The sequence below is a fragment of the Pedobacter sp. 22226 genome (assembly GCF_052045455.1).
Taxonomy (GTDB): Bacteria; Bacteroidota; Bacteroidia; order Sphingobacteriales; family Sphingobacteriaceae; genus Pedobacter; species Pedobacter jeongneungensis.
This window is the reverse complement of the sequence record NZ_JBQEPB010000001.1, coordinates 731081-746698: the sequence shown is the minus strand read 5'-3', so window position 1 is coordinate 746698 and position 15618 is coordinate 731081. Positions and strand designations below refer to the sequence as shown.

The 15618-nt window shown below is 41.9% G+C and carries 8 protein-coding genes; 2 read left to right on the top strand and 6 right to left on the bottom strand.

Annotated elements, in window-relative coordinates:
- Nucleotides 1–7: 7 nt before the first annotated feature.
- Nucleotides 8–3214, bottom strand: coding sequence for a SusC/RagA family TonB-linked outer membrane protein (locus ACTJKC_RS03120; RefSeq protein ID WP_440790193.1), 3207 nt, complete (start codon nucleotides 3212–3214; stop codon nucleotides 8–10).
- 655 nt (nucleotides 3215–3869) lie between these two features.
- Here ACTJKC_RS03120 and ACTJKC_RS03115 point away from each other — a divergent pair.
- Both ACTJKC_RS03115 and ACTJKC_RS03110 read left to right on the top strand, forming a co-directional pair.
- Entirely contained in the window at nucleotides 3870–4871 is a 1002-nt protein-coding gene (locus ACTJKC_RS03115) for a family 43 glycosylhydrolase (RefSeq protein WP_440790192.1), read from the top strand.
- A gap of 8 nt (nucleotides 4872–4879) precedes the next feature.
- On the top strand, nucleotides 4880–7843 hold the full coding sequence (locus ACTJKC_RS03110; RefSeq protein ID WP_440790190.1) for a sugar-binding domain-containing protein: 2964 nt from the start codon (nucleotides 4880–4882) through the stop codon (nucleotides 7841–7843).
- A gap of 272 nt (nucleotides 7844–8115) precedes the next feature.
- On the opposite strand, the gene ACTJKC_RS03105 is transcribed toward ACTJKC_RS03110, so the two are convergent.
- The 5 genes from ACTJKC_RS03105 to ACTJKC_RS03085 form a co-directional block, all read right to left on the bottom strand.
- Nucleotides 8116–9369, bottom strand: a complete 1254-nt coding sequence (locus ACTJKC_RS03105) for a glycoside hydrolase family 28 protein (protein ID WP_440790188.1) — start codon at nucleotides 9367–9369, stop codon at nucleotides 8116–8118.
- Nucleotides 9370–9485: 116 nt separating this feature from the next.
- A complete protein-coding gene (locus ACTJKC_RS03100) occupies nucleotides 9486–10097 on the bottom strand; it encodes a hypothetical protein (protein WP_440790187.1) in 612 nt (203 codons plus the stop codon).
- Nucleotides 10097–10498 carry a hypothetical protein gene (locus tag ACTJKC_RS03095; RefSeq protein ID WP_440790185.1) on the bottom strand — a complete coding sequence of 134 codons (402 nt, stop codon included), beginning with the start codon at nucleotides 10496–10498 and terminating at the stop codon, nucleotides 10097–10099. Before ACTJKC_RS03095 ends, ACTJKC_RS03100 begins: the two co-directional genes overlap by 1 nt.
- A gap of 81 nt (nucleotides 10499–10579) precedes the next feature.
- Entirely contained in the window at nucleotides 10580–12328 is a 1749-nt protein-coding gene (locus ACTJKC_RS03090) for a RagB/SusD family nutrient uptake outer membrane protein (RefSeq protein ID WP_440790183.1), read from the bottom strand.
- Between the two features lie 24 nt (nucleotides 12329–12352).
- Entirely contained in the window at nucleotides 12353–15616 is a 3264-nt protein-coding gene (locus tag ACTJKC_RS03085) for a SusC/RagA family TonB-linked outer membrane protein (RefSeq protein WP_440790181.1), read from the bottom strand.
- Nucleotides 15617–15618 lie beyond the last annotated feature (2 nt).

The window sequence follows — 15618 nt, the reverse complement described above, 5'->3', positions numbered from 1 at the left end:
ATTTTTTTTAAAAACTTGCGTTAACCCCAAATACAACACCTCTGTTAAAAGTAGAACCACCCAGATCCGGATCGATCCATTTTACTTTCGAATAAATCAGTCCCGGGTTAATCATCTGTGCATAAATCCTCAATCTGGAAAGCGTTAATTTTTTGGTGATATTTTCTGCAAAATTATAGCCCAGTGAAATGTTTCTGACTTTTATAAAAGAGCCGTCCTGATAGTTCATGGCACTTTTATACTGATCGCCGGCAGCACTGCCATAGTTAGGGGCCGGATAATCGTTAGTCGGGTTGGTTGGTGTCCAGTAATCCAGTACACGCTGAGCAAAACGGCCCTGCAAAGATTCTGCACCTGTAGCGATCAGGAAGTTATAGCGGGCAATGATGAACACTGAAAGATCAAAACCTTTGTAATTGAAGGTGTTGGTGATACCGCCACTCCAGCTCGGCGTATAACGGCCCAGTACCTGACGGTCGTTATTGGGATCAATTATATGGTCTCCGTTTAAATCCCTTATTTTAATACTGCCCGGTAAAAATATTTGGCCGTTATCTTTAAATTTATCAAGCTCTATTTTGTCTTCAGGGGTATTCTGCCAGATGCCATCCTTTACGAAATCGTAAGCAACATTAATTCCGTTTCCAATAAAGAAAAGGTCAGCAACCATATCCCCGCCATTCAGTTTAACAATTTCATCTCTATTGGTCGAGAAATTAAGGGTCGATTCCCAGCTGAAATCTTTCGTTCTTACATTAACGGTGTTTACGGTTAAATCGAGTCCTTTGTTTTTAGTTGAGCCAATGTTATCATAAGAGGTAGGATAACCATTGATGATGTTGATTTTTTTCAGCAGAATCAAATCTGTTGTGTTGGATTTATATAAATCCAGTGAGCCGCTGATCCTCCCTTTCAGGAGATCAAAATCCAAACCGAGGTTATATTGCCGGGTTTTTTCCCAGCTTAACAGTTTATTCGGAAATGAGATCGGATTTGCCAGGGATGCATCGGAGGCAACATAACCTATCTGTGCAGCACTCCCAAAAGTATAGGTTAACGGCTGCAAAAGCCCTAAAGTGCTGCCAATATCTACAGCAGAGTTACCGGTACTGCCAACACCCAGTCTTAATTTCAGCTGACTTACCCACTTAATATTTTTCATAAATTCTTCCTGATCCATACGCCATGCCAAAGCTGCTGAGGGGAAAAAATCCCATTTGTTGCCCTCAGCCAGTTGCGAGGCCCCATCCGAACGCAAGGATGCCGTTAGCAGGTATTTATTATCAAAACTGTAATTGATCCTGGCCATGTAAGATTCGAGGGTAGATTTTCTAAAATCGGTATCAAATCCATCCAGAGCGGTAATGCTTCCTGCCCTTAATCCATACCAAAGTGGCGCGATGAGGTTTATTTTACTCCCCGTTAGTGATGACGATTCATCCTGAAACAGCGATGAACTCTGCAATAAGGTTACGCCGAAACTGTGCTTGTTAATGGTTTTATCATAATACAATAAATGATCGAGGGTATAAGCGAATTTATTGCTTTGGTTTAACTGTGCATAGTTGTTAACTGATCCCGGAATACCCGCATCGCGGTTTACAGATTTTGCATCCTGGTATTTTCCGTTGTAAAAATTAGAAAAATCGGGACCGAAATTGATGCGGTATTTCAATCCTTTTAAAATGTTTACCTCAGCAAATGCCGAGCCTAAGGTTCTTAATGTTTTGCGTAAATTGATGTTATAATCGGCTTCCAGAATTGGGTTCTGGATGTTGATATCGCCACCAGGGAGATTAATCCTGTTTCCATTTGCATCGTAAGGGATAGCCATTGGAAGCATGCCACGTGCAGCTGCGTAAATATTACCCGCACCCGAAGCACTGGCCGCAACGAAACCATAATTTTGTAAACTGTAAGTTGCAGTAACGTTTAAGCCCATTTTAAACCATTTTACCGGATTAATTTCTACACTTAATTTACCACTGTATCTTTCAAAATCCTGGCCCAGCTGTGTACCGGTCTGGTTCAGATAACCGAATGATCCGTAAGCTTTCATTTTATCCGTTCCGCCACTTACACTCAGTACGTGGTCCTGCGTAATGCCCGTCCTCGTTACCAGATCGCCCCAATCGGTAGTGGGTACCAAACTTCCATCATAAATACCGTTTACCCAGCCTTTTTCGATGTTTGCAAGCACATTGGGATCTCCGGCAAAAATTTCCCTGTCTTTCGCCAGCGTTGGAACGGTTGGATATTTTCTGCTGTCTGTAGCAGGCAATGCCCTGAATGCGTCGCGGCGGAAATCGATATACTGTGCCGAGTTCATCATTTCCATCCTGTCATTTAATGTTTCGATGGTTGCAGTACCCACATAATCGAGTGTTAATCTCCCGGCTTTCCCTTTTTTTGTGGTTACCAGCACCACTCCGTTTGCGCCGCGCGAACCATAAACGGCAGTAGCAGAAGCATCTTTCAAAACGTCGATATTTTCAATGTCGTTAGGGTTAATTGCATCAATTCCACCAGCCTGCAGTGGGATACCATCTACCACGAACAAAGGTGAATTACTGGCTTTTAACGACCTGAGGCCACGGATTTTAATATCTCCTACCTGTCCCGGCCGCTCATTCGAGGTAATGTCTACACCAGCAGCTTTACCCTGCATGGCCTGCAGTGCATTGGCTACAGGCCTCGATCTGATTTCCTTTGCGCCGATGCTTACTACCGCGCCGGTTAAATCACTTTTTTTAACCGTATTGTAACCAACAACTACAACTTCATCCAAATCGTTTGCAGAACTTTTAAGTTGAACCGTTATGGTGGTTTTTCCTGTTACAGGTATTTCCTGTGTGGTATAACCCACGTATGAAACCACCAAAACCGGGTTGCTCACCGTTGATGGAATAGTAACCGAAAAAGAACCGTTAACATCAGTTGATGCTACAATCGTGGTACCCTTAATTTTAACACTCACACCAACCAGCGTTTCGCCCTTTTCATCCACAATTTTTCCTTTAAGGCTCACATCCCGCTTGCTCAGAGCGGTGTTTGGAGCTGTTTTAGCAAGTAATGTTTCGCGGATAAATGAATCTGCACGGGCTGTGTTTACCACACATAGTAAGCTCAATGCCGAAATTCCGGTGACCAGGATTTTTTTGTACGAAAAGACTTTACGCCGGTTGAGGTTTTCAGGATAAAAATTAAGATCCATAGTATTATTTTTTATGTAAATATTTGGTTATTAGAAAGGTATATTGCAGAATCTGCTAAATTTTAGAGCGAAATATTACCGGGCAATCAACATCATGCGATATGGATGAATACCCTTTTCAGAAAATAATGGGTTTAATAAGCCTGTTTTTTGATGCCCTGTGTTTCCGACGCACAACTTATGCCGTATCGGTTTGGCACATTATAAAATAGCTATCCCTGCAGGCTTTGGTATTTAATGCTCATATAGAAAAAATTAATTAGTATTTATATTTGGTTATACGAGGTTAGGGCTTTTAATTTATTAATCCGTCCTGTTCTATCCTGCAATGGGTTGCATTGTTTAAATATGGTGCAGCGTCAATCACCCCTGCAAACCTGAAAGGGACTTGCCTGCCCGGTTATTTTTATTTAACGGATAAAGATTAAGGAAACAGGAGAAACCATAAAAATTAGATTTTCTTAATCATTTTCAATTGTTTGATTTCATTTAAAACCACCTGCGGGATAATTAATTCAATTTATACAGGATAGCACAGGATGGCTTTTTTAATTTTAAATGTTAACCTCGTTTAACATTTAACCAAATATTTCTCCTTTAAAAATGGCGTTCCGTCCGGTGGTATGGATACGATGCCATGATGATCATTTTTACGATGAAGAAAATCCTGCTTGCCTGTTTAATGCTGTTTTCAACATATACTTTTGCCCAAAAAAGCAAAAAGGCGCAGCTTGTTCCAAAACCCTTGTACAGCGACCCTGTTTACGATGGGGCTGCCGATCCGGTGGTGATCTGGAACAAAGGGGAAAAGAAGTGGTTTATGTTTTACACCAACCGCAGGGCCAATGTTAAAAACCTCGATGGCGTAAGCTGGGTGCATGGTACACGCATCGGTATTGCCGAATCAAAAGATGGGGTAAAATGGAAATACCGCGATACCTGCGACATCCAGTACCGGTTAACTGATTACACACACTGGGCACCGGAAGTAATCGAAAATAAAGGAATTTACCACATGTACTTAACCTATGTGCCCGGCGTTTTTAAAGATTGGCGCCACCCCCGGCATATTGTTCACCTTACCAGCAAAAACCTCCTCAACTGGAAATTTAAATCGAAATTAAACCTTGCCTCCGATCGTTGCATTGATGCCTCCGTATTTAAACTACCTGATAATAAAGGCTGGCGCATGTATTACAACAACGAAATGGCAGGCAAATCGATCTATTACGCCGATAGTAAAGACCTTTATACCTGGGAAGATAAAAATACAAAACTGATTGGCGATAAAGGTTGCGAAGGCCCAAAAGTTTTCTATTGGAAAAATACGTATTGGATGGTTGTAGATAATTGGAAAGGCCTTGGTATTTATTCTTCAACCGATCTGTTAACCTGGAAACGCCAACCCAAAAACATTTTACAGGAGCCTGGTAAAGGAGTTGATGACGGGGTAATGGGCGGACATGCCGATGTGGTGGTAAATGGCGATAAAGCCTATATTTATTATTTTACCCACCCTGGCCGAACACCCGAAAATAAAGGAACCGATAATGCAATCACCAGGAGAAGCGTAATCCAGCTGGCAGAACTTGAATATCAGGATGGCGAAATTACCTGCAACCGCGATAAACCGTTATCCATCAGCTTAAAACCCTAACCAAACATATGAAGCTTATTTACGTCATGTTAATAGCTGCGCTCCTGCCCTTTTTCGGGATGGCGCAACAAACTGCCGCCACCCGGCAAACCTATAACTTTAATCTTGGCTGGAAACTTCATGTTGGTGATTTATCGGGAGCAGAAAACCCCGGTTTTGATGACCACACATGGAAGCCAGTTACCCTGCCCTATGCCTGGAATGAGGATGAAGCCTTCAAAAAATCGATAGAAGATTTATCAACCGGCATTGCCTGGTACAGGAAACATTTTACCCTTCCGGCAAACAGCCAGAGCAGCAAGGTATTTCTTGAATTTGAAGGCATCAGGCAGGCAGGAGAATTCTACCTGAACGGCAAATTTATCGGCCGGCATGAGAATGGTGTAATGGCCTTTGGTTTTGATATCAGTGCTTTAATTATTCCAAACCAGGAAAACGTACTTGCCGTAAAGATTGATAACGCCTGGAACTACAGAGAAAAAGCCACCAACTCCGGCTATCAATGGAACGACAAAAATTTTAATGCCAATTATGGTGGTATCTCTAAAAATGTACGTTTGCATATAACAGGTAATGTATATCAAACCCTTCCGCTTTATTCTACCTTAAAAACCACGGGAAATTACTGCTACGCCAAAGATTTCAACATTAAAGGCAAATCAGCCGTCGTGGTGTCCGAATCGCAGGTTAAAAATGAAAGTAGTACAGATCAGAAACTGGTTTATGAAGTGGAGTTAAAAGATCTTGATGGAAAAACCGTAAAAACATTTACATCTGCAGAAACCACGATTAAAGCTGGCGATACTTTAACCCTAAAAGCAGAAGCACTGGTAACCGGTTTAAACTTTTGGAGCTGGGGTTACGGTTACCTGTACACGGTTACTTCAAGGTTAAAATCAGCAGGAAAAATCATCGATGAACTGAGCACCAAAACCGGTTTTCGAAAAACCGGTTTTAAAAACGGTATGGTGTATTTAAACGACCACGTATTGATGATGAAGGGTTACGCACAGCGCAGCAGCAACGAATGGCCTGCAATAGGCCTGTCGGTACCACCCTGGTTAAGCGATTACAGCAACCGCCTCATGGTAGAAAGCAATGCCAATCTGGTACGCTGGATGCACATTACCCCATGGAAACAGGATATAGAATCCTGCGATCGGGTGGGTTTAATCCAGGCAATGCCTGCCGGAGATTCAGAAAAAGATGTAACCGGTACCAGATGGGACCAACGCAAAGCGGTAATGACGGATGCCATCATCTACAACCGCAATAACCCGAGCATAATCTTTTACGAATGTGGAAATGAATCGGTCAGTGCAGCGCACATGCAGGAAATGAAAGACATTAGAAATCTTTACGATCCAAATGGCGGCCGGGCCATCGGATCAAGAGAAATGCTGGATATTCCTGAAGCCGAATATGGTGGTGAGATGCTGTACATCAATAAAAGTGCAACAAAACCCCTATGGTCTATGGAATATGCCAGAGATGAAGCCTTGCGAAAATACTGGGACGAGTTTTCCCCTCCTTTTCACGTGAATGGCGCTGGCCCTAAGTATAAGGATGCCGATGCGAGCGATTATAACCGCAATCAGGATTCGTTTGCCATTGAAGACGTAACCCGCTGGAACGAATATTACCAGGAACGCCCTGGTACAGGAGCCCGCGTAAGTTCGGGCGGCGTAAATATCATATTTTCTGATTCGAATACCCACCACCGTGGCGAAGAAAATTACCGCAGAAGTGGCGAAGTGGATGCCATGCGCATTCCGAAAGACGCCTATTTTGCACACCAGGTCATGTGGGATGGCTGGGTTGATGCAAAAAAGACTGGTCTTCATTTAATCGGGCATTGGAACTACAAAGCTGGCATAAAAAAGAATGTGTATGTAGTGGCCGCTGGCGATAAGGTTGAACTAATTTCAAATCATAAATCGCTTGGTTTTGGCGAGAAAAGCAATGGCTTTCTGTTCACTTTTAGAAATATTGCTTACCAGGACGGAACCATCAGGGCCATCTCCTATTCTTCAGCAGGAAAAAAACTGGCCGAAACACAATTAAAAACGGCGGGCAGGCCAGCAGGATTGAAACTTACCGCAATAAAAAACCCTAACGGTTTTAAGGCAGATGGCGCTGATGTGGTGCTTGTTCAGGTTGAAGTAGTAGATCAGGATGGGAATCGCTGCCCCACGGCTTCAAATATGATCAGTTTTAGTTTAAATGGCCCTGCTGAATGGCGCGGAGGCCTTGCCCAGGGACCTGATAATTACATTTTAGCCAAAGATCTTCCTGTGGAAAGTGGCGTAAACCGCGTTTTGATCCGCTCGACAACCACTGCCGGACAAATCAATTTAACGGCAAAGGCTGAAGGCCTGCAAACCGCAAACCTCTCTTTTGAAACTTTAGCGGTTAAAACTACGAACGGATTATCTGCTCAACTGCCGTCCGACGGTTTGAAACCTAACTTAAGCAAAGGTGCAACCCCGCCCGATCCCTCGTACACGGTAACGAGAAAATCGGTTAAAATTGCATCTGCCGAAGCAGGAGCCAATAACGATAAAACCCATTTAAGTTTTGATGACAATGAACTGAGCGATTGGGTAAATGATGGAAAGGTTGCAACGGCCTGGATAAAATACACGCTGGCAAAGGAAAGCAGTGTATCGGCTGTTGCTTTAAAATTGAATGGCTTCAGGACAAAAATTTATCCATTAAAAATTTTAGTGGATGGAAAAGTAGCATTCGAGGGTAATAGTACACCAAGCCTGGGTTATTTTACTGCAAACTTCAAAGCAACAAAAGGGAAAACAGTAACCATACAACTGGCCGGTTCGGGAAAAGAAAAGGAGAACAGCAATATTGGTGTAGAAGTGAACGGCAAAAAGTTGGATGATGGTGTTGAACGTGCCGAAACCAAATTAAAAGGGGGCTTAAGCATTATTGAGGCAGAAATTTACGAGCAGCCTTAAGGCTGAGCCACGCTTAAACCATCACGGAGAAAAGAAAAATGTACATACTTTTTTATACGGAAACACGGAAGGCAAGAAAACAGAGAAGTGTTTATAATGATGTAAAAAAGATTGAGGATAAGAACCCGACATATTCTCTTTCTGCTCCGGGAGTATATTTTTGTACCTCTTACCTTAATCAATTAACTTTAATGCTTAATCATTTGGCCTACGCCCTTAAATGATTGACCCCGAAACCTGTTTCTTTTACTTTAGATCAGTATGGTGGAAGATTAAGGTTTCACTACTAAAGGCGCTCCGTTTACCATTACCTGATCGATCTGAACATCCTGGTATTTATTTTTTAGAAAAGGTGTTTTAGTACTCACTTCTAAGTCTTTAAAAAGGAAACCGGATACCTTATCATCAGGATTGCCATCCATTTCACCAAATTTTGTTGCTTCTACTTTAATGTTCGAAAGCCTGATATTTCTGATGGTACCAAAGGGTTTTGCGGTACTGCCCGCCAGATCGAAAAATTGCTTCCAGGGGTTTAAGTCGATGATTGAGCCACATTTACCGGTAATGTTTTCTACCGTAATGTTTTCGTAAAGCTGAAAGGTATCTCCACGCATTTTCATCTTTAATATGGGGCAGTTATTATCTACCTTACAGTTGCGCATGGTAATGTTGCGGGCATGGATGCATTCGCTACCCATGGTTAGGGTAGCATGGGCTTCGCCAATGGTGCAGTTTTCAATCAATATGTCTTCCACAATTCCGTTTTCAGGAAGTTTCCGGGCATCTACCCCTTTGCCCCCTTTGATGCAGATGGCATCGTCGTTTACCGAAATATAACAGCCTCTGATGGTTACTTTTTTACAAACATCAATGTCTATCCCATCAGTACTGGGCGCTTTTACCGGCCTGAATGGCGAACGGATATCGCAATTTTCGATCAGCACATTATTGCACTGATACAAATGAGTGGTCCAGAATCCTGAATTACGCAGTTTTACTCCTTTGATATTGACGTTATTGCATCCCCATATAAATAATAAGCGCGGACGACTTACTTCGAGGTTTGTAGATTCTCTGCCCAGTTTGTTTAAAGAATCGCGGTGCGACCAGAATGTTTTCCAGAATTTAAGTCCGTTGCCATCAATGGTGCCCGGTCCTGTAATGCTAAACCCATCTACTTTGGTGGCATTAATCATGGCAGCAAAATATTTCAGGCTCCTGCCTTCCATACGCGAAGGGATAAAAGGATAATCTTTAATGTTATCTGATCCTTTAAGTACGGCGCCCTCCTGCAAAAGCAAATTGGTTTTGGGTTTAAAAAATAATGCCCCTGTTAGGTAAGTACCTTTCGGAACCACAATTGTTCCCCCACCTTTTTGAAAGGCTTTATCAATTACACTTTGAATGGCCTTGGTATTCAGTTTTGTACTATCGGCATTTACGCCAAATTTGGTGATGACATATTCCTGGGCACCTCCATTTAAGCCCATAAAAGCAAAAAAAGTGAGTAAGGTTAATCTTTTCATAGTTAGCTGGGGCAGATATCTGGTTAAATAGATTGACAGCACAATCTGATCAAAGATCAATAAAGCTTTTCTATTTTGCATCCTGCGGTATCCTGCTTAAAAAGTTAATTTTGTAATTATCGGCAATATTTAGCCAACAGTGCGTCAGCTAAGCTGCTGTTAAGAGATTGCACCTTCTTCCAGTCACTACAGGCCCCTTCGAGGTTTCCAAGCTGCTGCCTGCAAACACCTCTGCGATAAAAATTCTCTTTGTCATCTGGTTTATCCTTTAAGCTCAGGTCGTAATAATAAAGTGCTACTTCATAGTTTTTTTCTTCATAAGCAGCATTAGCTTTTTGTGCATTAAAAAAACTGGGTATAACTTCATCTGTTGTGAAATATTTCTTTTCCTGATGCATTAATACATTAACAGGTTTCCCATTATGTGTTGCTGCTTCCCATTTATATTGTGCCGCATAAAATATCTTGGTATAGGCCTTGTCGTAATTGGCATTAATACCCTGAATAATCTTTAAACTATCGGCTTTACCTGAGGCATTTACAATAAAAGTTGCCTGTAGAGCTCCTGTTTTAACATAGATCCCCATTTTGCTAAGCTCATAAGAAATATAATTACTAAAATCCGGGCCCTTAAATAATGCATATATTTTTTGGCTGGAATTAAATACGGTATCAGTGCCCTTAATTTTATAGATATCATCTGGACTAAGTGCAAGGCTGCGCTGCACTAGCGGTTCTGGATAAAAGTATATCTGATGGCCGTTGGACTTTCTAAAGAACCATTTGCATTGGCCATAACCAAAACCAATTTGGTTTTGCTCAGTTCCATTATCTTTAACGTATTCATTACAAACCCGACGCTCGATTTTACCAAAAGTTTATTTCCGCGAAGTTCAAAAAGCAATTCAGAGCCTAAAGCATGATATATTGAAGAAAAGTACATTTTGTCTGGCATTGTAAATGTGTATTTTACATAAGTGTATTTCAGCACATTTTCATCCGGAAGATCATCACCACTAAGATAATTCACCTTACCGGCAACCCACGAGCCTGAAAGATCACCCGATTTTATCTGTGCTTTGCACAATACAGAAGTTAAACAAAGTAGAAGGACAATTAAGAAGCGCATGATAGATTATTTTGTTTGCGAATATAAAAAAAGCTTTCACCTATTTTAACAGATGAAAGCTTACAACCAATTTTTCAGATTTTATTTCCAGTCAAACGGTAAATACCAGTTTGCCGGATCCATTAATTTCGCCCTGGTTGCGGTGGCATTGGGATCTCCGGCTTTTAATAACTTCTGATAAACCTTTTCAGCTAAAAAAGCAGGATTGTTCTGCCTGCGGGCTACGCGTACCAGATCTGGCCAGCGGCTGCCTTCAAAGGCCAATTCTAAAGCATCCTCATCAATAATTTTTCCTTCTAAACCCAACATATCAGTTTGAAAGCTTACATCAATAGGGCGCACGTTTGCCCTGTTTCTGATTCCTGTATTTCTATACCATGGCGATTTATAATCAGAATTACTTCTTGCATCAAAATAATATGGCGATGAGGTAGGATAAGGTGTTTGCATGGTGTTAATTTCGGCTGTTGACACAGGCGATTTAGCCCCGTTCACGAAAGTACCTGTATAATAAGTGTCCTGAATTCCGGTATTTAAAAAGGCCCATCCCAATTTGCTCTGGCCATCGCGGTTTGCTGCTTCAGAAAAACGCAGATGCAAAAGACCTGCACGATAAATGCCCCATTTACCACCTTTATTAAAACTACTCAATATAGTATTGTTATCTGTTAATTTGGTAATTACCGGACCAGCGGCAGAATTTTCGTAAGATAATCTTCCGCGTGCATCATAAGGAATGCCACTGTATTGCCTTTGTGCATTCCAGTTATCGATTGCTACCTGCGATGGTTTGATCAAATATTTACCATACAGGGAAGAGCAAACATCAACCATTGGATTACCAGGTTTATAACCCGGGTTATAAGGTATGCCCCAAAAGAACTCCGAATTCCAAGTGATGTTATTAGTAGGCTGTATAAACATATTGCGCCAGCCACCATCGGTAATTAAAGCACCTTCATCCTGGGCCCTGGTATAACGAACCACCAGATCGTTGTAGGCAGAACTTAAATAACCAACTACTTTATACGCATCAAACTGAACATTGATGTTGGTATTGGTATTTTCTACATTCATCACCTTTGCATAATTCTCTGTAGCTTTTAAATAATTACCCTTCCATAAATATAAATCGCCCAGAATAAAAGGTTTACAGATGAATATTTTTTGGGTGTTCTGCCCGTCGATGGCCACATTTAACGCATTGCCTGCCGGATAAGAATAAACCTCTTTATAAGGTAGCTTTTCGGTAAAATCAATTAGTCGGGTTAACAGCTCATCGAAAGATATGCGGGGATAAAGGCTTAAATTTTTAACATCTTCTACCTTTTCTACCGGTTCGGTGATATAGGGAATGCTACCGTATTGCGCACCCAGCTGCAAATAAATAAAACTGCGCAAAGCACCCAAATCGGAATAATGTTTATTGTAATCATCAACACTCATCCGATGTTCGGCAAGCATCAAATTAAAATTTTTAAGTGCGTCGTTAATATTTAAGATCACCGTGTAATAAGGCCGCGGGTCGACATAAGGGTTATCTTTGCTGGTGGTATGGTTTGATAGCTGCTTTAAATATGCATCGGCATTACCCGTAACATCTACCAGATCGCCACGTAGTTCATTTTGCAAAATATATAATTTTTCGAGCCCCAAAAACTGACCATAAGCACCAATAACCGCTGCATCTGCATCACCCACGTTCCGGTAGGCATTGGTAATATCCAATTTATCTTCGGGTACTTCGTCTGTAATTTTTTTGCACGACCACGAACCTGTTGCAAGCAGGGCTACCGCTAAAAGGGCAATAACTTTTTTATTAAAATCCATCTTCATCTTTTTAAACATTATCAATTATAAACCAATTCTAACGCCCAGCTGGAACGACCTGAACTGAGGTTCCAAAGTGGTATCTACACCTTGAGTGAAGATACTGCCCGAGGCACTAAACTCAGGATTGTAACCTAAGTAATTAGTTAAGGTGAATACATTGCTGGCTGTTGCATAAAGCCTGGCATATTTAATTGCCTTTGCTTTTAGCGGTACATTATAGGTTAAATTCACCGTGCGCAAACGTAAGTAAGAGCCATCTTCGATCCACCGGTCAGAAAACTGTGCGTTGCCTATCGGGTCGCCATAACTTGCCTTAGGCACATTGGTTACCTGGCCCTCTCCGCGCCAGCGGTTACGCACAATATCAGTCTGGTTATAATAACTGTTTCCCGATTCCAATACCGAACGGGTGTAGTTGTAAATGTCGTTGCCCGCCACAAAAGAGAAGAGCACATCTAAACTCCAGTTTTTATAGCTGAACGTATTGTTAACACTTCCATATACATTGGGGTTTGGGTCGCCGATAACCACACGATCTGCGTCATTAATAATTTTATCGCCATTGGTATCGATAAACCTGGTATCTCCACCTGTAAATGGCACTAAAGCACCTGAACTATTCCTGATGGATAGCCCTGCTGCAGTAGCCTCGGCAGTGGTAGCATATACACCATTGGTACGCTGACCGTAAAATAAATTTGCCGTTTGGCCCACCCTGGTTAAATAAGTGCCATTGGCATAACTGGTTAAAATATCGGTACCGCCGGGCAAGCTACTTATTTTATTCTTATAGGTACCCAGGGTAATGCCTAAATCCCATTTTAAGGTTTTATTTAAAATGCGGCTGTTTAACCCAAAATCCAAACCTGAGGTACGCATACCGCCCTGGTTATCGATATAAGAATTGATCCCTCCTACTGATGCAACAGGCACATAAGCCAGCATTTTGCTGGTGGTATGGATGTAATAATCGAGGCTCAGGCTTAAACGTTCATTAAAAAACGAAGCATCTACACCGGTGTTAAATTTGGCTACCTGCTCCCACTGGATGCCAGGATTAGCAATGTTGCCACGAACAAGGCCCTGTAAACCCAGCAGGTTTTGGGAAACATAGTATTGCCTGTTGTTATAGTTGCCAATATCATCGTTGCCAACCAAACCGTAACTTAACCTGAATTTCAATAAATCGATGTATTTATAATCGCGCATAAAGTTCTCTGAGGAGATTAACCACGCAGCACTTAAGGCAGGCAGAATAGCCGATTTATTACCGAGGATATCTAAACCATAACCGCCAATATAGCGAACTGAAGAAGAAATATCTTTACGGCCAAACCTCGATGACTGATCTACAGCAGCATTAAGACTTAAATAATATTTGTCCTTATAGTTATAATTGGCTGTGAAGTAACTATTCAAATTGCTCCATTTGCCAATGTCACCCCCAAAATAGCGCAGCGCGGCATTACTGTTGCCAATACTGATTAATACATCGGTTGCGGAGTTGTATCCAATGGCATAATCCTGCTCGCTCTGGCTCGAAGTATAACGTGTACCCAATGCCGCATGTAAAGTATGGTTGTTACCAAACTTACGATCGAAGCTTAAATGCAGATCGTCGAAAACACTGAAATAACGGATCACCTGCGTTCCCAGTTTACTATCGCCAATGGTGGTTGGCAAAATTTCGTTAGTTACGCCCTTCCGCGGAATAAACAACGTTTCCTGAGTTTTATCGTAGGTTATCCCTGTAAGATTAGAAAGTTTGAAGGTTTTGTTAAAAGCATAATCAAAATTAATGTTACCAAAAAAGCGGTAGGCTTTTTTCTGATTTAGTCCTTTTTCTATTAATGCCCTTGGATTACTTACGCCCAATGTATCGGCTTCGGCCAGGTTTGGAGAAACCGCCCCGCTTGCGCTAATCTCATTTACAGCCAAAAACGGTGCCTTAACCAGCGACAGGAAGATCGGGTTTGAACGGGCCGATAAACCCTGGTCTTTTAACCGTTGCTCGGCATAGGTAAACGATAAATTGGTGTTTCCTGTAAGTTTCTTGGTCAGATTTAGATCACTGTTGAAACGCATGGAATACCTGTTGTTGCTTGTTGAATCGATAATGCCTTTATCTGATGAATAACCTGCAGAAAGCGCGTATTTGGCAATGTTATCGCCGCCACTAACTTTCAGGTAATAACTCTGATCGATGCTGTTTTTAAAAACCTCGTTCTGCCAATCGGTATTTTGGTGGTACATCTGGTAGGTTGGATTGGTTACCGGATTTGGATCATCGTTCATATAAGGTTTAGCGGCAATTTCACCGGCACTTAAACCCTGGCTTTTCAAAATATCAGATAAATAACTGCGGTAATCGTCTACCCCCATTACGTTGATTTTTTTAGGTTTCAGGTTAATCCCTGTATATGCCGAAAAATCGATCAGTGTGGCTAAATCTTTGGCATGGCTGGTGGTAATAATCATTACGCCGTTTGCAGCTTTGGTGCCATAAACCGCAGCGGCCGATGCATCTTTAATGAGCGTAATGTTTTCGATATCGCGTACATCAATAAATTGTAAAGGATTATTTTTATGCCCGGTGGTGAGCGATGTACCATAAGAATTGGCATCGTAAACCATACCATCCACCACATATAAGGGCTGGTTTGTGGCATACAGGGAAGTGAAACCGCGTACAAATACATCGGCACCAATCCCCGGGGTTCCCGATCTTCTGATTGCATTAACCCCGGCCATACGGCCTTGTATATAACTGTCTGGCGTTTCGGAGTTAGCGCTCCAGCCGCCCTGAGGATTCAGGTAGCTTAAGGCCGACTGAGACCGCGCCAGGTTTTGCATACCAGCAGGCAAAGTTACTTCGGTAAATAATGAATTGTAGCCATTTGGATAAATTTTGATTGTAGCCAACTTACCTTTATGTACCGGTAATAATTTAGTGTGGTAATTGGTAAAACTGACTAAAATGGTTGCGTTAAAATCGGGGACAATGATGCTAAACTTCCCGTTGTTATCTGTTAAAGCACCCGAAAAATCGGTTACAGTTAGTTTGGCTCCGGTAATGGGCTTATTGGTGTACCCATCTACCACAATGCCGGTTATTCTCTGGCCTGCCAGTTTTTTCTGCCGCACCTTTACGGTAGTGGTATCGGTACTGTACTGGCTCGAATCTGTTTTGCCGGTATCGGTTTGCTGAGCAAAAGCCATAGCCGAGCACATCAGCCCAAACAGTACAAATAAAATTCCTTTTTTTATGATGGTAAAATTATGCATAG